The organism is Candidatus Paceibacterota bacterium, from assembly GCA_035438625.1.
Classification (GTDB): Bacteria; Patescibacteriota; Minisyncoccia; order Phycocordibacterales; family DAORIS01; genus DAORIS01.
Map to the genome: position 1 here is coordinate 61,305 of DAORIS010000003.1, position 21,264 is coordinate 82,568.

Genomic DNA, 21,264 nt, shown 5'->3' on the forward strand with positions numbered 1-21,264 from the left:
TAGGGTAAAAAAAATCCGCGTCTCTGGGAAGACGCGGAAGTAAAGGGTTAATACTTTTCAGCGATGTCGAGGATCAGGCCGCGCGACGACGGCGAGTCAGGAGCAAACTTGCGCTACCGATCAAGGATAGCGTAGCTGGCTCCGGAACAACCGAAGCGACTGGATTCGAAAGAATGAAACCATTGGTGTCTGACAGGTAATTCCCGCCGGTGTCACCAAGGACCCAATTGAACCCATACGCCAGGTTCGTGCCGAGCTCATCAGGAGCACCCGAGCCCGTACCATTACCTGCAGCCAGGTATACAGCACTTGGTGCTTCGATCGTATATCCTGCGAAATCGGCAAACGTACCATTCGTGAGGCCGCCTGCGCCGAGTGTAATGCCAGGAGGCATTACGAACAATGGGTGTTTTTCGAAAACCTTAACGGTCTTCGAAGCCAAGTTCGCTCCAGTGGTATTCCACTTTTGCGGACCTGCCCACTCGGGATTCGACGGCTCGTTGGCGAGCACGGCGTAGTTGCCGAGTAGATCTTTCACCCAGAAGTTCATGTACGGCGCGACATTCGGACCGCTGCCCGCTGTAAAGCGGGAGTAATCGTCGTTTCGTACAATGCTCAACGTATCAATCTGACCAATGGTCGAACCACTGATCAAATTAGTACCCAAGGCAGCCTTCTGACCGACAAGATTCTCGATCACCTGGACAGCGTTTGGATCACCGCCATAGTTTTCGACAATTGTGGGTGGAGTGCCGCCTGAATTGGCGTTACGAATGACAAACGCGTCCCAGCCAGCTGGAGCAGCGTTGACATTCGAAGAAACGAGAAGAGCAGCAACGAGAACGGCAGATTTGAAAATCTTACGCATGGAAATTTCTCCGCCACAACTTAGAACTAAGTTGTGAGTGTTGGGAAACAAATTCACTTGCTTACTAGAGTATGCGACAAACATTGCCACACAAAGGCTCAGTAAGCGTTTCTGGTGCAATCTCTCCTTTCAAATTTGAGAGCCCCTTGTAAAGAACGTAGAGGGGGATTATACATTAAATATTGAAAGTAAGCAAATAATATGTTGCGTAATATATACCGACTGCAACTTGCATTACTTCGATTTCGCACCTTCACCCCCGATCTTCTCTAACATCTTCCCAACTGAATCAAGCATGGATGTATAAAAATCAATTGATTGTTTTGAAAGTCGCTCTAGATCTTCAAATGTAAGTGCTTTTGCAGCTCCGTGTACTAATTTCCAATGAACAATTGCTGCTCCTACATAAAATCCACTCCACTCGAGTAACTCACCTGCATCATCCCACTTATCTCCAACATACACATCTCGCATTGCCGTTACTTTTTCCGTCGTCTTCTTGGCCTTTTCTTCAACAACAGATGTTACACCGTGCTCTTCAGAAATCGCAACAATCCTTTTCTCTAACTCTCCAAACTGTTTAATTGTGTCCTTATGGCATTCTTCTCCAAGTACTTCTACAAATCCTTTCTCTCCTTTTTTTGATGTGTCTTTACCTACTCGCGCAAATGCCAACACTTCTCCAATCTTTTTTGCTACGAATGTATTCATATATGATTTATAACAATTATATTGATGAAGTAAACCGAATAGGAATTACAGCAACTTATTTCTGAATACCAGCGATAAGTTTATTCATAATTTACGTACTACTAACGGTAGTAATACAGCCTACTGATAGTTGTCGTACCCAAAATCCTTTAATTCTTCTTTTGCCTTTTTAATAAACTTTCCAAAGTCTTTATTTTTCTGTCTTTTTTGACTATCACTCATACCACCATACGCTGCTTCTTTTTTTAGGGTAATGTAATTTTCATATTTCTCCCTGTCAATCTTTCCAGATTCAATTGCGTGCGTAACCGCACAGCCTGGTTCATGTGTATGCGTGCAATCTACGTACTTACATTCCTTCCCCAAAAGAGCGATCTCTTCAAAGAACGCATCAACACCCTCAACTGTATCAATAAGGCCAACCTCACGAATTCCTGGGTTATCTACTACAATTCCACCACTATTTAAAAAATACATCTGTCTTCTTGTTGTCGTGTGTTTACCTCTTTTTGATGAAGCACTAACGTCACTGGTTCTAATCACATCTTCACCAATCAACTTATTAATTAGCGATGACTTACCAACACCTGACGATCCCAAAAAGCAATATGTTCTACCGTCCTTTATGTAACTCTTTAATTCCTGAAGACCATTATCATTAACCGTGCTCGTCATAATAATATCTATGTGAGGAAATCTGTCCTTAAGCTCTTTAAACTTGTTCTCCCTCTCTTCATCTGACAGAAGGTCTATTTTGTTTAAAATAATCGCTCCTTGTACACCGCCATCTTCAAGAATTGCAAAATATCTCTCGAAACGATTAAGACTGTAATCTCGATCAACAGATTCAATAACAAACGCAACATCGATATTTGTTGCAATGATCTGAATGTCGTTATTTTCTCCAGATTTGTTTTTGTCACCAAACCTTCTTTTTATTATCGTTTGCCTAGGTACAATATGTTCGATAATTGCCTGTTCACTGTCTAACTCAGTGATCAAAACCCAATCACCAACTGCTGGGTAGTCTTCCCTACCTTGGGCTTCGAACATGCGTTTCCCTGTAACTTTCGCCAAAAACTCTCCGTGTATATTTTTTACATTGTACACACCCTTGTTTTCAGAAATTACTCGTGCGGGAAAAGTACCTTCAGAGTTGATCTCTTGTATCCTTGTTTCAAAAAATGAGTTGTACCCTAGACTGGTTAAGGTATGCATTCCTGCAAAATGCTCTTTCATAGATTTCATTATACTCATTCTGACACCGAGCCTAAGACTTAAATCATCAACCTCAATTACCTAAATTTGCTGGGGGACAGGGAATCGAACCCCGATTAAAGGCTTCAAAGGCCTCTGTCCTACCGTTAGACGATCCCCCAATATCTGTAACAGTAACAAGAAGCACTGTTGTGAGCAAATAGTATAACAAAAAACCCGCACTTTGCGGGTTTTTTATAGCTAGTATTTCTTGCTAGATAATCGGCTGTGAGGGAGTCTCCTTCTTACACTTACATCGTGTTTGCCAATATAGAGCGCGAGTAAGGATGTAGAAGATCAAGATTGCAACTATTGCAGCGTACACTCGTAGCATTGGAAGAACCTCTGCCCTCTCTGCTGCTGCATATGCTGATGCTGAGTTAGTGTCTCCAATGTTATTGTCTCGTGCAAACTCTCGAACTGCTTCAGTCCACGCAGGACTTGACCAGGTAACTGTTCCTGCTCCATCATCCCAGATCATTACACCATTTGCACCTTCCTGTTTGATCAAATCAAGCTGCTGTCGAAAATAACTCTTTGGAATAAATGCGTTTGGTCTATAGAAGTATCGAGGCCAAATAAATGTATACACTGGTTTTCCATATCGCTTTGCTTCAGCAATATTGTGCTTTGCCATTCGCTTCCATCCTTCTAATCCATCTTGTCCTGGTGCCGGTGTATATAGTTGCGGAGCAATGAAATCCACCTTTGCAGCAAGTGGGCGCATCAAGTCATTGTTTGCTTGCCACTTAATATACTCCTTTGTCCAACGAGCATTAGGGTCAATTACCCACTGCTCTCCCCAGTTGTTTGGGTTTGATGGTTTTGCAACTCCACTTCGTGCCCACGCAAGGAAATCAGTATAAGTCTCACCTGCATTCAACCGGTTCATTGCATCAAGTCCAAGCTCGTAGTCATGAGTTCTCCAGTAGTCACTTACAGGAAGAATTGAGTAGACACCAACTTCAAGGTCAGGACGTACCTCCTTAATCCAATCAATAATTTCAATAAACTTATCAACCGTTTCTTGTACCTTTTGTGTAGTTACACCAGGAACATTTGTATCGTGGTGCCAACTGTTAAGTTCAATGTCGATAACTAGTTTCTTTGTAGTAATAGTTCGAGCGTAGTTTTGTGTCGCGGTCTTATCTCCTCTTCGAGTATCGTAGTTTGGATAATTTCCTGCAAAGAAGAATCCATACCATCCAACCGTTGCAGCTTCCATTACAGGTAGTGCTGGAACTGGCTTACCAATGAACCCACCCAAGGTGTCATACAACTTAAATGTTCCAGGAACAGATAGCTGACAAATTGATTTTCCGTAATCTTGAGCAATTGCAAGTAATTCATCAAATCCCATTATGTCGTCACCACCTAAATCACCACCTCCATACTCACTTGGGAATGGTTGGTTATATCCTTGTCCGAGCAACAAGAGATCTGTGAGATCTACCTTCTGGTCATTATTAAAGTCTGCTCGAAGCGCTTCGTTTGTACATGCTTGTGCAGCAAGTGGTGCACCGTCTTCTGTAATACCAACATTATATTCATCAGCATATTCCAGTGCTTCTGCTACCTCAAAAAGTGCAGTATCGTCTGTGCCTCGAGGGTTTAGTGGTACAAAATCATCTCCGTGTGATGCAATTTTTTTATTGATTGTTCTACGTGTTGCATCTTCAGAATAATCAAAGGCTGCAACTTTTGTTTGTATGTCAGCATCAGGTGCTACAACTGTTGTGTATGGAGGTTGTGTGGTTGTAGTTTTTGTTGTCTTTGGCGCCTTAGGAGTTGTTGTAACTGGCGTTGTTGGAGTCGTTGGTGTTGTAGGAGTTGTAGGTATAACTGTTGGAGCTTCACAAAGCTTAATGATCAACTGTCGTGTAAGTGGACCAACCGCACCCACCCCCTCAAGGTTATTTGATAGCTGGAGTTGCTTGATTGCCGCCATGGTCATTAGACCGTAATATCCAGTGTTACTATCAGACGCAAGAAGTCCTTTTGCAATTAAAACATTCTGCATTCGCACAACTTCTTCTCCTCTGCTTCCAAGTGCAAGAGGTGTTGTAAAGCTACAAGTACTTGGCACTTGAGCAAAAGAAATAAGCGGAAGCGCAAGCAGCGCAAGCGCCCAAGCAAAGATTTTTTTCATTAATTAATTAAATTACTAATACTACAAACCGATGTAGTAATTAAATCATGCTCTGCAAGGGGTTTTTATACCTATGTGTATAACCCCAAACAAAAAATCACCCCCTTCTTTCGAAGAGGGCGTGACTTTAGTTAGCCGAAGCTAACCGTAGTGAAGGTTCCGGTGCATATTGTACATGCGAGCTCCTTCCAGCTGTGCTTGGTGCCGGCGATGGCAGATCAGGACGCGCGGGCGGCGCCGATCGCGTTGTTAATCGAATTTTGAGAATTGTTGGAACGACAGGGACCGTCACGGATGTTGCGAGACATAAGTCTCCTTTCATGAAACACTACCCGTTCAAGGCTTGCGAACATCGCTTGCCTTCAGTCAATCTGTGTATAGTGTAGCACAACTACAGTTTTTGTCAAGCATCTTTACATTTCAACCTACCTACTTTATATAAAATGGCTATATTTTGCCCTATTTTTTCCCTTCAAGTGCTGCTTTGAGAAATGCACTAAAGAGAGGGTGTGGTGAGAGTGGTCGTGCTTTAAATTCTGGGTGGAACTGTGATCCAACAAAGAAAGGATGCACCTTTTTAGGTAACTCAGCAACTTCCATAAGCACTCCATTAGGTGATTTTCCTGAAAACACTAGTCCTGCAGCCTCAATTTGGGCAATAAACTCTGGGTTCACCTCATATCTGTGCCTGTGGCGCTCGAGTACAGTATCCTTTTTATATGCATGGTGTGCCTGAGTACCTTCAATGATCTTTGCTTCAAACGCTCCAAGTCGCATTGAACCACCATATCGCTTTTGTTCGAGGTTAATCTTCTGCTCAGGCAAAATATCGATAACTGGAAATGGTGATTTTGGATCAATCTCTGTAGTATTGGCATCCTTCATACCCGCAACGTGCCTTGCATACTCAATGACCATTAGCTGCATGCCGTAACAAAGTCCGAGGTATGGAATTTTATTCTCTCGTGCATATTTAATAGCAATAATCTTTCCTTCGATACCGCTTTTTCCAAATCCACCTGGAACAACGATTCCGTCGAACCGTGAAAGTTCTTCTGGCTTCATCTCCCCTGTTTCAAACCGTTTACTGTTTATCCAAATCAAGTTTGCGCGAACCCCAAGTGCTGCAGCAGAGAACCTCACCGCTTCAATGACTGATACGTATGAGTCTGAAAGTACAAAATCTCCTGTATCAAAATATTTACCAATCACTCCAATGTTTAAATCCTTCTTTGGGTGCGAAAGGTTACGTACAAATGTCTTCCATGGTTGAAGTCCTGTAGTTCTTTCTTTTGGCTTTCGCTTTAGTCCCAAATTATCAATCAACAACTCCGCAAGTCCGTCTTTTTCAAAGTTAGCCGGTACATCATAGATACTTTTAATGTCTGGCGCTGAGATCACTGCTTCAACAGGTACGTTTGACGAGACTGCGATCTTTTCCTTGCGACGATCATCAAGTGGAATAGCGGCACGAGCAATGACTACGTCAGGCTGAATTCCGTATGAGTTAAGTTGTCGTACTGCATGCTGTGTTGGACGAGTCTTCATCTCACCAATTGATCCTGGTACTGGTAAGTAGCTCACGAGTACAAACTGAACATTGCGTGGATATTTCAAACGCATAACACGTGCCGCTTCAATAAATAATGAGTTCTGATAGTCACCTACCGTGCCTCCAACTTCAACGAGTGTGATATCAAATCCATTTGAAGCTCTGTTTTCAGGATGATACTCGATACGACTCATGATCTCATCACGGATGTGTGGAATTGCTTCTACAGTCTTTCCGTTGAACCCCAAATTACGCTCTTTATCAATGACATGCTTATACACCATTCCACTGGTCATATAGTCTTCGGAAGATAAATCACGATTGAGGAATCGCTCGTAATTTCCCATGTCTTGGTCAGTCTCAAGGCCAGAATCAAGGACAAACACTTCCCCGTGCTCTGTGGGATTCATAGTTCCCGCGTCAACATTCAGGTATGGATCAATTTTGATTGGTCGAACCTTGTATCCACGAGCTTGGAACAATAACCCAAGGGATGCTGTTGCAATTCCCTTTCCTACACCTGACATTACTCCACCAAAAACAAATACGTATCGATGATCGTGCGAAATCTTGCGGGGCGTTTTTTTCATGTTCTCTTGTTTGTTATCTGAATGGTCTGGAGAAGAGAACTAGTCATGGCTATCTGAGATATTTACGTACTGCGAGCCAACTTGATATTGCACCCATGCAGATTGCTGATGTGAGCACCACTATGAAAATAAAGCCGAAACGAGAAATATAGTATTCAAAGATGTTAAACCCTGAGAAGAATCCTGCTGTTTGGCCACCTATCCAGTATGCGATTGGATAAAACAGTACGAGGGTAATTGCAGAAGCCACAACTCCACAGATGACACCAGTAACAACAAACGGACCACGGATGTACTTGTTACTTGCCCCAACGAGACGCATTACTGAAATTTCCTCTCGTGAAATATAGATTGCCAAACGGATCGTGTTAAACGTGATGATGATAGAAAGTGTCACGAGTACTGCCAAGATTCCTACACCGAATTGCTCAGCCGCATCGATAATGCGAGACAAACGATCAATTGCAGTCTTGCTATCCTCATAACTTACTCGCTCAATGATTGGAAGCCCTTCGTTTGTTAGTGTGCCGTTGTCATTAAGGTACGCTGCAATAGATTCATACTGATCAGGCTGTACAGCTCGCACATTAAGGATTGCGCCGAGTGGGTTATCACCGATTTCTTCAAGTGACTGAATGATTGTGCTGTCGTTTTGATGTCGGAGGCGAAAATCTGCAAGTGCCTGGTCTCGAGAGACATAGGTAACCTCAGCAACTTCAGGAAGACTCTCTAATTCTTCTCTAATATCAAATACACTTGCCTCTTCAGCTTGTGGAGCAAAATATACATTTACATCAACCTGCCCACGGATCTCAGAGAGCGTTCGCTCGAGGATAGCATTTACAAAAATACTTGAAGTAATTACAGCAAGTGTAATTACCATTACAAAAATAGATGAGATAGACACGAAGCTACTCCTCCAAAATTGGATAAAACCGCTTCGTAAGATTCTTTTAATGTTTGTCCACATAATATTGCTATTTTACAGTACGTACCTTCCTTCTCTATCATCGCGGACAATTCTTCCACGCTCCATAGTAATAACTCTGCCTCCAACCGCATCAACTACACCCTTGTTGTGGGTTGTAAGTACTACTGTCGTATCGAGTTCGTTGATTTTCCTCAAGATCTGCACAATTTCATACGTACTGATTGGGTCGAGGTTACCAGTTGGCTCATCAGCAATGATCAAATCAGGCTGGTTAACAATAGCTCGGGCAATGGCAACACGCTGTTTTTCTCCTCCTGAGAGTTCATGAGGGAAACTACCTGATTTATGGCTCAAACCAACGAGTTCAAGGACGTGTGGGACGTCTCCTGCAATCTCGCTGTCACTCCTTCCTGCCACTTCCATGGCAAATGCAATGTTTTCAAAGGCTGTTTTCTTTGGGAGAAGCCTAAAATCCTGGAAAACGGTACCAATTTTACGTCTAAGGAGGTTAATTTCCTTCTTTTTAAGAGAGTGGATGTTACTTGAGTGGAAAAACACCCCACCTGATGTTGGCTTATCCTCTGCAAGGACCATTTTAAGCATGGTCGTCTTGCCGGCGCCTGAGTGACCTACGATAGTTACGAATTCTTTAGGCTCGACAGTAAAAGTTACATTATCAAGCGCTACAGAATCAGTCCCATATACTTTAGAAACACGGTCAAAATAAATCATCGCTTCGACTATTGTACACGATTTAAGAGAGATGCAATACCCACAGATTTTTAGAGCTATAAACAATAGACATTGTCATTTTTTAGCCAAGCGTACTATATATAGAGTAGGCTCGTTTTGAACAATCTCTTTTACTGGGAGGTGCACATCGCATTAGTTACAGTGCCGCGGATTAAGCACCATAGTCATGGAATATCACTTGGTAAACCCAACGTAGTTTTTTATCGGCACGCTACGTTGGGTTTTTTGTTTCTCAAATTTGCACTTTTTTTAAGCAGATGTATTCTTATCGAAAGATACAGTAAACTTACGAAAGGAGGTTCTGTTTGATTATGAGATTGGTTTCTGGTTCCTGAAGACGACACCGACACCTGGCGAAGCTCCAAACTTTTCGCCAGGTGTTTTTATATTCCCAAATTCTTCTCTGCTTCTATAAACTTTTCAAGATCTCCATTGAATACTTTTTCTGGATCGTGCACCTCAACATCAGTTCGATGATCTTTTACCATCTTGTATGGATGAAGAACATACGATCGAATTTGGTTTCCCCATTCGATATCTGTTGTTTTACTAATCGAGAGACCACGCTCTTTTGCAATACGTTCTTCCTCAGCTCGTTTATATAATTTTCCTCGCAAGAACTGTAATGCTTTTTCTTTGTTCTGCGCTTGTGACCGTTCCGATGTTACATGCACTGCAATATTTGTTGGAATGTGAATTGCACGAACTGCTGTTTCTCGTTTGTTTACATTTTGTCCACCGGGACCACCTGCTTTTGAAAGTTCAATTCTGATTTCACTTTCAGGAACTGTAAAGTCAGTTACCTTTTCAAATTTTGGTAATACTTCAACCATTGAAAACGATGTATGTCGTTGGTCTTTAGAATTAAATGGTGAGACGCGAACCAAGCGATGTACACCTGACTCTCCTTTTAAAGTTCCGTAGACATTTTTTCCATCAAGTTCAAATGTGACATTTCTATATCCTCCGTGATCATTTGCGTGTTCATGAATAAGTGACGCTGACCAACCCATGTTGCTCGCATACTTTCTATACATATCAAATAACATTGCAGAAAAATCTTCTGCATCATCACCTCCCGCTCCAGAAAAAATATTCACAACCGCGCCACCTCGATCAAATACTCCATGTCCTTCTTTTTTTGCTTTTAGTTCTTGGAGTTCTCGAACTGCCGTCTGTGCTTTTTCTTTGTCTTGCCAAAAGTCAGCGCTTTGCATTAGCGCCTCAATTTCTTGTATGCGAATATCGATTGCACCAATAGCTGAGTTTGCTGTTACTTCTTTTTTTTCGTTGTCTGGGTTCATATATATAGAATATCAGGAGCCAAATATGGGAATCGAACCCATGTTCCTACTTTACGAAAGTAATGTTCTACCACTGAACTAATTTGGCTTGAAAACAAATCTCGCGAAAAAACTTTTTCAATCGCGTGAGCCAATGGCCGGGATTGAACCGGCTACCTCCCCCTTCACTACTACCTCATTTTTATTTCCTACTATTGATGAGGGCTAGACTGTATCTTAACCACAAAAATTTTATGATTCCCTTGTCAGTCGTTCGAGCGTTTGTAACGCTACGGTCTCAACCTGTAGTTTGGTCTTTAACCGTTATTCGGGATTCGAACATGCATTACTACATGTAAGGGCAAATCAATTACCATGGGGGTGCTCTACCATTTGAGCTACATTGGCATGTAATCCTTACCTCATTAAGGACTCATGCATCGTATTACACTTACTTCACTTTTTCAATTACAAAAAGACATGTCTTTAATCTCAGTACGGTCAACCGTACTGGCGTCTCATATAGTGTTCCCTAAAAATGGAAGTTCGAGCATTCGAGGTTGTCCGCTTTCCTTTCTACTTTTCCGAAACTCTAACGACTTCGCACTTGATGCAAGATAAATTGCTTGAGTTCCAAGTTTGTGATTAATGGTGTCAATTGTGGTAAACACTGATTCACGCGACTTCATATGTTCCTCTGAATCACTGTCGAACAGCGAAAGTTGTGACCCATCTTCAGGAGAGAGGTGGTGAAACGACACACCTGAAGCACGATATTCAGCTCCAGGATCAAAAATTTTATCGAATACTCTCTGCATGAGATTGATAAAATCCCCAGGTGTAGAGGTTGGAACAGCGAGTGAAACACTATGTGAAACATATGTGAAGTTTTGAGTCTTCAATTTGAACAACATAGAGTCTGAACGCATCCCATGAAACCTTAATTTATGACAAGCACCCTCAATGTTTTTTGAGAGCTCCGACAGAATGAAACTGCGGTCTTTTGACGGTGGTGTAAATGTCCGTGAAACAACTACCGAGGCAATGTCACTATGAGGGTCTGCATTGATTTCTTTGGCAAACCTTCCGTGAAACTCGTGCCAGATCTCTTTATATGGTTTTGCAATGCGGTATTCATCGAGCCACGCTTCACTTTTAAGTGCGAAGTCTAGTGCCGTTTGTACTCCTCTCTTACGTAACATTTCTGCAGTTGAGAAACCAATACCCCAAATTTTTCCAATTGGAATTTGTCCTAGATACTCATGAATCTTTCTTCCTGGTATGACCGTTAGACCTGCTGGCTTTTGCCATTTAGAGGCAATCTTTGCAATTGATTTATTTGGTCCAAGCCCAGCTCCAAAGGTCACGTTTAACTCCTGCTCGAGTGTGTCCTTAATGAGTGCAGTAATCTTTTCATACGACATGTGGTGGTACGCGCGAAGACCAGTGATGTCAGCAAAACATTCGTCGATACTATACTCCTCAACTGCCGAAGTGAATCTACGGACAATCGTATACATACGACGTGCGTATAGTGAGTACAATTCATAATCCGATCGAAGCATCACCAAATCAGGACAGACTGCTTTTGCGTCCTTTATGGTCATGGCACGTGTAACTCCACGACGCTTCGCTTCATAACTCATTGATGCAATGATGTTTCTTTCTCCACCAGTTGCAACCGGCTTTCCACGCAACTTCCAATTACGCGCTTGTTCAACTGACGCAAAGAATGCGTCGCCATCGAAATGAACAATCGCTTTTGGGAACGATCGAATGGAAAGCGGATTGTTCATAAATATTTTATTTATATTTTATTTTTTCTTCATACCGAATCATTTATATTTTCTAAAGGTGGAAACAACAACACCAACCACCTGTCCCTCTTTGGGATATATTTTTGGATAGTCTGAATTTGCTGGTTCAAGAAAATATCTACTCTTCGGATATTGTTTTGACGCTGCTTCTTTTCGTAAATATTTCAACGTGTATCCATCATCGGTTAGTGCTACAACAATGTCACCCGGCTTGGCATCAGGTGTCCGTTCAAACACAACCATGTCACCTTCTTCAATTCCCGCGTCACGCATTGAATCCCCTTTCACACGAAGAATGTAACTTGCTTCTCGATTACGAATTAAGTAATCACTGATCGATAACATGTCTGAAAGTTCACCTTCGATTGGCGCAGCAAATCCAGCTGGAATCATTCCAGAAATAAGTGGTAGTTGATCGAGTAATGTTTTCACCTCATTGTCAGGGACAAGCAATCTGCCTTGCTTGTCTTTTGACATAAGTCGAGCATCAATTAATTTTTCTAAAAGATAGAAGGCAGAGTTTCGAGATTTATATTTAAATATTTTCATGATGTCGGTAACTCCTGGCATCCGTCCTGACTTCTGAAAAAAGTCAGTGATTTTCTGTGAAGCAGAGATCAGTGATAATGGCTTTTTCTTGGGCATGTACCCAGTATAGAACAATTGTTCTATATAGCAACCCCCTTCCTTCTATTGCACTCTCCGCACAATTCCAGTACTCTTTTTCCTGGTACCTTTCCTCAACACGGAGAGCACATGTACAGAAGGAAGATCGATCCAAACCGTTGCTTCATTCCATTTCAGTTACGCGCGACCAACAAGATCACTTCAATGATCACCCGGGCGGCACGTGACACATGCGAATGCGGCAAACGACATCCAAGAAAGGTCAAGTTGGGAAGATGACAACAATACAAAAAACACCGGCATACCCTGCCGGTGTTTCTTTATGCAACAAACGAAAGGAGAAAACGAATTAGTGTCGAGGCAACTAGCCCAATAACTGATGAAAACAAGAAGATGAGGATAAGAACAAGCATGAATCCATACTGCTCCAAGACTCCCCTCACTTTATACGAGACCGCTGGTGGGAGAATAGAGAAAAGGATTTTTGATCCATCAAGTGGTGGAATTGGAATGAGGTTGAACACTGCAAGAGAAATGTTTAGTGAAAGTGAGATGAGCAAAAATTCAGCCATTGGCTTTACAAAACCGCCCAGAGACGCTTCTACCTGAACCACAAGTGCCAAAAGTACTGTTGAGACAATGGCGATGACTAAATTGGTCACAGGACCCGCTACAGCGATCAAGAACTCGTCTAATCGTGGTTTACGTAAGTTGTATGGGTTATATGGAACAGGCTTTGCCCAACCGATTATGAAGCCTCCGAGCACGTACCCAATGAGAGGTACGACAAAGGACCCAATTGGATCAAGGTGACTTGCTGGGTTAAGGGTTAAGCGTCCAGCATACTTCGCTGTTGGATCTCCCCTCCATAGTGCAGCGTATCCGTGGGCTAATTCGTGCAAAATGACTGAAAAAACCAATATTGCTACGTAAAATATGATTGTTGTGGCTTCTAGTTCCATACTCTATATATGTATGGATACTATTATATATGCATAAACGACCAAAAAGGATTGCCAAAGATCTTCCCAGATGGTAGGATGCTCTTCACTATGGCAAAAGTATGCGCAGTCACAAAAAAGAGCTCTCTCATGGTTGGAGGCTACTCAAACCGTACCCGTGCTACCCAATTTAACCCTATTGGCGCAAAGCGAAAGTACGCAAACCTTCAGACAAAGAAGATTTTTATTCCTGAACTTAATAAGTCAGTACGAGTAACTCTCTCAGCTCGAGGAATCAAGACAGTCCAGAAGAACGGACCATTCGCAACACTCAAGAAAGCAGGGCTCATCTAGTTTCTAGATACTCTAAACAAAAATCCCCATAAATGGGGATTTTTTGTTATATATTCTGTACAATAGGTATATTACTCACCTAAATACATAACTATGTTCACCGAACAGAAGTTCGCCATCCCAGACCTTAACGGTATTTCAAAGAAAACAGTCGATGAACACCTCAAGCTCTACGCTGGATACGTTAAGCACGCTAATCTCATACTTGAAAAGATTGCTGAATTAGGCACAGATGAGAAGCTTGCATATGCAGTCTCTGAAATGCAGCGACGATTTGGATTTGAATTCAACGGTATTAAGAACCACGAGTACTATTTCAAACTCCTTGAAAACGGACCAAAAGCTCTTGGAGACAGTTCTGCTCTTAGAAAGGCAATCGAAACACAATGGGGATCATACGATGCATGGCTTGCACGTTTCAAAACAGTTGCCATGACTCGTGGAATCGGTTGGGCAATCCTCTACTATGACAAAGACAGCAAGCAGTTAGTTAACGCATGGATCGACGAACAGCACTTGGGACAACTTAATAGTGCTCAATTCATCTTTGGAATCGACATGTGGGAGCACTCATACATGCTCGACTATGCTCCATCAGAGAAAAAGAAGTACGTTGATGCATTTCTAGAAAACACTAACTGGACTCCTGCAGAAGTATGGTTTACAGAAGCAAGCTCAACCAGCATGGCACTCAGCTCATAGAACGTCGTCTTCGTTCGTGGAGATATATAACAAATACTCCAGTTAGACACATTACAGCTATCGCAATACTAAGCGATAGCTGTATTCGTATTGAGGCAAATGGTAATAAAGAGGTGAACTTTGCAACAAGGAGTAAATATCGAAGTAACAAATCAGCAAAAAAGATCACTAGCCCTGACATGATCATCCCTATTCCAGGGATGTATGAGATACATATTGAAATAAATCCAAACAACATAGCAAATGGAACCGCAGGTAACACCAACGTATTTGATAGTGGAGCGATAACTGAAAACGTTCCCATGTATGCAGCAATGAGCGGTGTAACAAATATCTGCGCTGAAAGCGTTGTTGATAATGTTTCACCTATCCTTCCCTGACCGATGTACATCCAGTGGGGTAATTTTTCTAACCATGAAGAAATAATTTCATTCCCTGCGATCAACCCAAGTGTTGCTGCAATACTTAGTTGAAAAGAAATATCTTCAGTTAAATATAGTGGATTCCACCACACCATTACCATTCCAGAAACAATGAGAGCACGGAGTGCATGATATCGCTTATACAGTAACTGCCCCACCACTTTAATGACCGACATGATTGAGGCGCGGATAATCGGAGAAGAAAGACCAGTCATGATACCGAATACAACAATGAATCCCATCCCTACAAATATTCTTGTTTTACGCTTCGCCATGGCAAGTACAAAGAACACCGCTTCGATGACAATTGCCACATTAAATCCTGAAAGTGCAACAATGTGAGAAAGACCGGCGATACTAAATTGCTTCTTTAAGTCAGCCGGCATACTCGCGCCGCCCTCAATGATTAGCCCTGACAATAGGTTACTTCTTGGCTCTGTATATAACGTATCTACCCTCTCTACTATTTCCACTCGCATTCTATAGAGTGTTCGCACTAGCCGTACCCAGAAACCCTTCTCTACTCCTACTTCTTTATATGTTTGCGCACGAAGTTCGATAAATATCCCTTTCTTAAAATACTTTTCTGCACCATAGTTTGCCGTTCCCTTTACTTCTACAATATCTCCATACTCTGGATCACAATCGCATTTCTTAACTCCCATCCGTACAACCATTTTTCTTTGAGTTCCCTTTTCTTCAACATGAAACTCATGCGACACCCCTGAGATTAAAGGTTTTGAAACAATAACACCACGAACACTTCGTATATTCTCTCTGAGTATCAAACACATACGCACGAGCGTCATGCTCGTCCGGATCAAAAACGATGTGATGGTATAGATATGCATGGCTATATCCCGCAACCAATGTAACAGTTACTAGTATCGTACTTTTTACGTGGAAAGTTGCTGCAATCAATAGCAAACAAATGATCCACCAAATATTTATTAGATGGATTTCACTTGCATGGAGAATAATTCCCGCACACCACCCAAACGAAAGTGCGTAGAGGATATACCAACCTAAAAATCGATACACATTTTAATTATGCAATTTCTCGATTCAAATTTTAATAAATTAATTCAAAAATAACTAAATTGATGACCTCATTAACTCAGTTAGTTTATATAAACTGTTTTGTGATTCCTCTTTTATTTCTAGGTAATCTGTTGTACAACCAAGTGTTTTAAAAAATTTCTCCGAAGAGGAAATTACTTTTAAGACACCATCTCTATTAATATCGAAATCTTTCTTTTTAAGATCATCGTGGGCCAAATACTTGTCTCTATAGCCAATTAAAACATCGATATCGGGTTGTATCTTTTTAATTTCTAACTCTATTAAGGATGTGCTCGGACATAATACATTAAGAACTTTACGATTTGCATTGCAAAAATTTATAATCTTTTTAAAACTTAGTGATTGCGAGTCTCTATCAAATAATTTCGCTAACTCGCTAAGAAAGTAATAGTTCAATGAGTGTCTACTCATTGTAAAAAAGGGTTTGTAATTATTAAAAGCCCTTACATTTAAATCAGACTCTCCTTCTCCTACTACATTTGGTGCCCTTTTTTCTTCTATTGCTTCAAAAAGCCAGAACGAATAGCAGAACAAAATAAAACGCTCATTTAGGTTACTAACGTATTTTCTATATCTATTAATTATCTCAGCATCTTTACCCGTCATTATAAATTTTACAAAAATTACAAGATTAATTACCTTAAAAAAGAGTACTTGCTCTACTCAACCCAATATCCTCCTTATCAGCAAACGCAGTAGCAATCTCATCTGCCCGCTCGTTATGTAACACTCCAGCGTGTCCTGCCACCTTAGAAATCTTGATTTGACGGCCATACTGCTCCATTAATGCATCAATTTGCTCCCAAAGCTCTCTATTAAGCACTGGTGACTTCCCTGCAGTTACCCAACCCTTTCTCTTCCACCCAGCGATCCACTCAGTCATTCCCTTCACAACGTACGCAGAATCTGACTTAAGTTCTAAAATATGGCCAGAATCAGCCTCTAAAAAGCCACTTACCTCCTTTATTGCAGCAATAACTGCCTGAAGTTCCATCTGGTTGTTAGTTGTATGCTCCTTGTGACCCCCAATTTCATGGATTTTGGGATTTATATGGCCATGAACCTCGCTTTTTATGATAAACACAGCACCATAGCCCCCTGGGCCTGGGTTTCCTCGGCACGAGCCGTCAATATATGCCTCAATTACATTCATTATGTAGAGAATACTAGCGCACAAAGTTAAAAGTATGAAAAAAGCCCATGTAGAGGGCCAGAATCAAGGAAATTTTGATAAACAAAAAAACCCACCACCTAGTGTCTGTCCGGCTAAGCCAGGACTTTTAGTTCGGTGAAGTGAGCTATTTTTTTGGGAAAAGGAACTGTCAGAGTTCTCTCGCGGTCGGTTATCGGTGTGGTCTTAGAAGCAAGCTTCTTCGACACTCTGATTTCCTCTTTGAAAGAACTCTTACTCACTTAATATAACCCCTCCTGTCTAGGAGGTCAACCACATACTCCTAAAGTTATCCACAACCACATAGTTACGCAATAAAATAGATAGTTTGACAAATCTCCCCAGATGAGTAATACTATATATGTTATTCGCCTCGCGGCGGATTATTTTTTTATCAAAAATCAACAAACCACATATGTTTGACCTAAAAACCATCCACTCTGTGCTCGACCAACTTAAGGAAGAGCGTGGAATCCCCAAGGAGAAGATCCTCGAAGCTATCGAGTCTGCTTTGGCTACTGCATACCGAAAGGAGTTCGGAAAGCGAGGACAACTCGTCCGAGCGCAGTTTGATATGAACTCAGGAAAGGTGGAATTCATGCAAGTAAAGGTAGTTGTTGCGCCAGAACACGTCATCTACGAAGACGACCCTCGAGCAAACGAAGAACTCCCTGAAGGTTTCACTGTATGGAACCCAGAGCAGAACATGCTCATCGCTGATGCACAGCGTATCAAGAAGGACGCAAAAGAAGGTGACGAGATCATCTTCCCTCTTGAGCACCAAGACGATTTTGGTCGCATCGCATCTCAAACCGCAAAGCAAGTCATCATCCAGAAAATCCGCGAGGCTGAAAAGGTGACTGTATTTGGTGAATATGGAAAGAAAGAAGGAGAAATTGTCTCTGGTCTTGTTCAACGTATCGATCGAGGACAAATGTTCATTGAAATGGGACGTGCACTTGGTGTTATGCCATTTGAAGAACAAATCCGTGGTGAAAGATACCGCCAAGGTGAAAAGATCCGCGCATATCTATATAAGGTAGAAGACACTCCTCGTGGAGTATTCCTTCGCCTATCACGCGCACATCCACAATTCCTCGAGAAACTCTTCGAAACTGAAGCACCTGAAGTTGCAAGTGGTGCAGTTGAAATCAAGGCTGTAGCTCGCGAAGCTGGCTCACGTTCAAAGATCGCAGTTCACTCAAAGGATTCACACATTGATCCAGTAGGAGCAATGGTAGGCCAGCGTGGTGTCCGAGTATCTACTGTTATGAGTGAACTTGGTGGAGAAAAGATCGACATCATCGAATGGTCAGAAGATCCTAAGAAGTTCATTGAGGACGCACTCTCTCCTGCACGTGTTGTAGAGGTAACTCTTGATGAAGTCACAAAGGGAGCAACTGTTGATGTTTCAGAAGACCAGCAGTCTCTTGCAATTGGACGCGGCGGACAAAATGTTCGACTCGCAGCAAAACTCACTGGTTGGAAAATTGATATTCGTTCAGTTGGTGGTGAAGTAGTTGATTCAGCAGACAAAGAAACTACAAAGGAAGCTGCAGCTCCAACATTCTCTCCGGGAGAAAGCGTACAGAAAGACATCCACGGAAATAGCATCCAAGAATAATAGTTAATACACTTTCACCATGAAAATGAACCTATGGCACGATGTTTCTATTGGAAAAAAAGTTCCGGAAGAATTTAATGTCATCATTGAAATTCCAAAGGGTTCTCACAATAAATATGAGATTGACAAAGAAAGTGGATTGATTGCACTTGATCGTGCGAACTATTCTTCTGCACCGTATCCATTTGATTATGGATTTGTTCCACAGACACTCTGGGAAGACCATGACCCACTAGACGTTGTACTTCTTTCAACATACCCACTTATGCCAGGCATTCTTGTAAAAGTTCGCCCAGTTGCTGTTATTGATATGGTTGATGCTGGTGAATCAGACTACAAGATCATTGGTGTTCCAGTTGATGACAAACGTTTCGCTGAGATTCACGATCTAGCTGATCTCAACAAACACACAATCAAGGAATATATTCACTTCTTTGAGACATACAAGGCACTTAAAGGTGATGTAAAAGCGACAGTTGAAATTAAGGGTGTGTACGAAAAGAAAGCAGCTGTCGAAGCAGTTGAGAAGGCAATGAAACTCTACAGCGACAAGTTTAGCGCCGCTAAATAGTCTCTTTGTTTAGTTCTTGATAGTTGTATACTAACTATATGGCAAAGTTATATATCACAGCCCTTATGGGACTTGCGTTAACGATTCCATCAGTTTCCCTTGGCTCTGGAACAAGCACGGTAGTTGCAACTTCAATTTTGGGAGCTCAACCACGAACAATTGATTCCACTCGACCAGAACTCTTTACAGAGACACGAACAACACTTCGACTACAACAGTTCCTTGAGGCACTTATTGGTCTATCTACCCGACTCGACACAGCGATTGAACTTGCAAAGAAAGACGGAGTGACTCTTGATGATTCAATTCAGACATCCCAAGAACAACTTCACCTAGCAATACTTGAAGCTGAAACAGCAGTGCGTGAACTATCTGAGTCCAAAGGAAAAAACTTCACTGAAAAGCGACTTCGAGCACGAACCGCGCTCTCATCAGCGTACCAAGCAATGAAAGGAGCTATCATAGAGACAAATAAACTGTTTATTTCACAATAATTATCTTGCATGGATCCATTAGAACTTACACCACCACTTAAAACACGGCGTCTTAAAGTCATTGCAGCAATAATCGTCATCTTGATCTTGCTAGGAGCACTATTTGTTGGATTATATAAATTAGGAAACTCATTCTTTGGAGAAGAAACACAAAACGCAACAACTACTGTATCTGTAGAAGTTACACAATAGAATTTATAGAAATTGACACCTTGCAACACGGCCGCATCTGCGGCCATTTGCATTATTAACGTATCCGATTAGACTGTCACCATGGATTACAAAAAACACATAACACTCGAAAAACTCCCTAACTCAGAGGTAAAACTCATTGCGGAGGTACCTTTTAAACACATTGCACCGTATAAGGAGCGTGCCCTTAAAGATATTAAGAAGAACTTTGAACTCCCAGGATTTCGCGCTGGACATGTTCCTGATGCAATGATCAAGCAACACATCTCAAACGTTGCTGTTATCACCGAAGCAATGGATATCTTCTTCAAAGATGAATACGAAGAAATCGTAAAACAACTCAATATCTTCCCTATCGACCGACCTGAGATTACACTTACAAAAATTGCAGAAGATAATCCAATCTGTTTTGAAATTACTGTTCCAGTCATTCCTGACATTAAACTTCCTGACTACAAAAAAATTCTCAAAGATTTAAAACTCGAAGAAGAATCTCCAACAGCAACAGACACTGAAGTTGCAAACACAATTAAGGAACTTGCTCGAGGCGCGTCAGGTGACAAGAACTTTGACATGGAGACGTTTGATGTTGAAAAAATCGACGAAGCATTCATTGGAAAGTTTGGTCACTTTACTTCAGTCCAGGATTTCAAAGATAAGATCAAAGAGTCAATTGAGAAGGATAAAGAGCGTAAAGGAAAAGAAAAGCGCCGTCTTTCAATCCTAGAAGCAATCGACAGACAATTTACTATCGAACTTCCAACTGTATTTATCGAAAGTGAACTCGATCGTATGGTTCGAGAACTATACGCAGATATTGCTAAGTTAAATGTAACTCCAAAAGAATATTTCGAGCGTATCAAGAAAACAGAAGCTGAGGTTCGAACTGAATGGAGACCACAAGCAATCGAACGTGTTCGTATTGAGATTGTCTTAACTGAAATTTCAAAGCAAGAATCAATCGCGCCCGAAGAGAGCAAGCTTGATCACGAGGTTTCACATGTACTCCATCACGACAAGACATTAGATAAAGACCGTGTTCGTGAATACGTCAGTCACATGATGACAAACGACGCAGTACTCGAGTATCTCGAAGGACTGGTGAAGAAATAGGAATATATAGCAACAAAAAGAAAAGCCCTGCGCACTATGTGCGCAGGGCTTTTTGTTTT

General features: G+C 41.7%; 21 protein-coding genes and 2 tRNA genes. 7 read left to right on the top strand and 16 right to left on the bottom strand.

Features of this window, described 5'->3' with window-relative positions; all coding sequences use genetic code 11:
- Positions 1 to 73: 73 nt before the first annotated feature.
- The 13 genes from PLF31_01770 to PLF31_01830 all read right to left on the bottom strand — a co-directional run bounded on the left by PLF31_01770 (position 74) and on the right by PLF31_01830 (position 13,500).
- A complete protein-coding gene (locus PLF31_01770) occupies positions 74 to 868 on the bottom strand; it encodes a PEP-CTERM sorting domain-containing protein (protein HRH26180.1) in 795 nt (264 codons plus the stop codon).
- 234 nt (positions 869 to 1,102) lie between these two features.
- A complete protein-coding gene (locus PLF31_01775; GenBank protein ID HRH26181.1) occupies positions 1,103 to 1,579 on the bottom strand; it encodes a hypothetical protein in 477 nt (158 codons plus the stop codon).
- 120 nt (positions 1,580 to 1,699) lie between these two features.
- Positions 1,700 to 2,818, bottom strand: a complete 1,119-nt coding sequence (gene rsgA / locus PLF31_01780) for a ribosome small subunit-dependent GTPase A (GenBank protein ID HRH26182.1) — start codon at positions 2,816 to 2,818, stop codon at positions 1,700 to 1,702.
- Between the two features lie 69 nt (positions 2,819 to 2,887).
- Positions 2,888 to 2,958 (bottom strand) — tRNA-Gln (locus PLF31_01785).
- A gap of 92 nt (positions 2,959 to 3,050) precedes the next feature.
- The gene (locus tag PLF31_01790; GenBank protein ID HRH26183.1) at positions 3,051 to 4,985 is read right to left on the bottom strand and encodes a peptidoglycan-binding domain-containing protein; all 1,935 of its coding nucleotides are present in this window, start codon (positions 4,983 to 4,985) and stop codon (positions 3,051 to 3,053) included.
- Positions 4,986 to 5,444: 459 nt separating this feature from the next.
- Positions 5,445 to 7,127, bottom strand: coding sequence for a CTP synthase (locus tag PLF31_01795; GenBank protein ID HRH26184.1), 1,683 nt, complete (start codon positions 7,125 to 7,127; stop codon positions 5,445 to 5,447).
- 49 nt (positions 7,128 to 7,176) lie between these two features.
- Complete coding sequence (locus PLF31_01800) at positions 7,177 to 8,097, bottom strand: permease-like cell division protein FtsX (GenBank protein ID HRH26185.1); 921 nt, start codon at positions 8,095 to 8,097, stop codon at positions 7,177 to 7,179.
- Between the two features lie 12 nt (positions 8,098 to 8,109).
- Positions 8,110 to 8,790 (bottom strand): cell division ATP-binding protein FtsE, encoded by a 681-nt coding sequence (ftsE, locus tag PLF31_01805; protein ID HRH26186.1) that lies wholly within the window; start codon positions 8,788 to 8,790, stop codon positions 8,110 to 8,112.
- 404 nt (positions 8,791 to 9,194) lie between these two features.
- Positions 9,195 to 10,115 (bottom strand): PCRF domain-containing protein, encoded by a 921-nt coding sequence (locus tag PLF31_01810; protein HRH26187.1) that lies wholly within the window; start codon positions 10,113 to 10,115, stop codon positions 9,195 to 9,197.
- 17 nt (positions 10,116 to 10,132) lie between these two features.
- Positions 10,133 to 10,203 (bottom strand) — tRNA-Thr (locus PLF31_01815).
- Between the two features lie 409 nt (positions 10,204 to 10,612).
- Positions 10,613 to 11,890 (bottom strand): DNA polymerase IV, encoded by a 1,278-nt coding sequence (locus PLF31_01820; GenBank protein ID HRH26188.1) that lies wholly within the window; start codon positions 11,888 to 11,890, stop codon positions 10,613 to 10,615.
- 39 nt (positions 11,891 to 11,929) lie between these two features.
- Complete coding sequence (locus PLF31_01825; protein ID HRH26189.1) at positions 11,930 to 12,556, bottom strand: S24 family peptidase; 627 nt, start codon at positions 12,554 to 12,556, stop codon at positions 11,930 to 11,932.
- Between the two features lie 302 nt (positions 12,557 to 12,858).
- Positions 12,859 to 13,500, bottom strand: coding sequence for a site-2 protease family protein (locus tag PLF31_01830; protein HRH26190.1), 642 nt, complete (start codon positions 13,498 to 13,500; stop codon positions 12,859 to 12,861).
- Between the two features lie 90 nt (positions 13,501 to 13,590).
- On the opposite strand from PLF31_01830, the gene PLF31_01835 reads away from it, so the two are divergent.
- Complete coding sequence (locus tag PLF31_01835) at positions 13,591 to 13,833, top strand: bL28 family ribosomal protein (GenBank protein ID HRH26191.1); 243 nt, start codon at positions 13,591 to 13,593, stop codon at positions 13,831 to 13,833.
- Between the two features lie 93 nt (positions 13,834 to 13,926).
- Positions 13,927 to 14,535: a Fe-Mn family superoxide dismutase gene (locus tag PLF31_01840; protein HRH26192.1), complete on the top strand. Its 609-nt coding sequence runs from the start codon at positions 13,927 to 13,929 to the stop codon at positions 14,533 to 14,535.
- Here PLF31_01840 and PLF31_01845 read toward each other — a convergent pair.
- The 3 genes from PLF31_01845 to PLF31_01855 form a co-directional block, all read right to left on the bottom strand.
- Complete coding sequence (locus PLF31_01845; protein HRH26193.1) at positions 14,525 to 15,808, bottom strand: ComEC/Rec2 family competence protein; 1,284 nt, start codon at positions 15,806 to 15,808, stop codon at positions 14,525 to 14,527. The two genes, PLF31_01840 and PLF31_01845, sit on opposite strands and share 11 nt — an antisense overlap.
- A 244-nt stretch (positions 15,809 to 16,052) precedes the next feature.
- Positions 16,053 to 16,646 (bottom strand): hypothetical protein, encoded by a 594-nt coding sequence (locus PLF31_01850; GenBank protein HRH26194.1) that lies wholly within the window; start codon positions 16,644 to 16,646, stop codon positions 16,053 to 16,055.
- Positions 16,647 to 16,680: 34 nt separating this feature from the next.
- On the bottom strand, positions 16,681 to 17,193 hold the full coding sequence (locus PLF31_01855; protein ID HRH26195.1) for a ribonuclease H: 513 nt from the start codon (positions 17,191 to 17,193) through the stop codon (positions 16,681 to 16,683).
- Positions 17,194 to 17,626: 433 nt separating this feature from the next.
- Between PLF31_01855 and nusA the strand changes: the two genes are divergently transcribed.
- From nusA to PLF31_01880, 5 genes are all read left to right on the top strand, one after another.
- The gene (gene nusA, locus PLF31_01860) at positions 17,627 to 18,835 is read left to right on the top strand and encodes a transcription termination factor NusA (GenBank protein HRH26196.1); all 1,209 of its coding nucleotides are present in this window, start codon (positions 17,627 to 17,629) and stop codon (positions 18,833 to 18,835) included.
- Positions 18,836 to 18,854: 19 nt separating this feature from the next.
- On the top strand, positions 18,855 to 19,406 hold the full coding sequence (locus tag PLF31_01865; protein ID HRH26197.1) for an inorganic diphosphatase: 552 nt from the start codon (positions 18,855 to 18,857) through the stop codon (positions 19,404 to 19,406).
- Between the two features lie 38 nt (positions 19,407 to 19,444).
- Positions 19,445 to 19,900: a hypothetical protein gene (locus PLF31_01870; GenBank protein ID HRH26198.1), complete on the top strand. Its 456-nt coding sequence runs from the start codon at positions 19,445 to 19,447 to the stop codon at positions 19,898 to 19,900.
- 9 nt (positions 19,901 to 19,909) lie between these two features.
- Positions 19,910 to 20,092 carry a hypothetical protein gene (locus PLF31_01875; protein ID HRH26199.1) on the top strand — a complete coding sequence of 61 codons (183 nt, stop codon included), beginning with the start codon at positions 19,910 to 19,912 and terminating at the stop codon, positions 20,090 to 20,092.
- A gap of 81 nt (positions 20,093 to 20,173) precedes the next feature.
- Entirely contained in the window at positions 20,174 to 21,205 is a 1,032-nt protein-coding gene (locus PLF31_01880; protein HRH26200.1) for a trigger factor, read from the top strand.
- Positions 21,206 to 21,264: the final 59 nt, after the last annotated feature.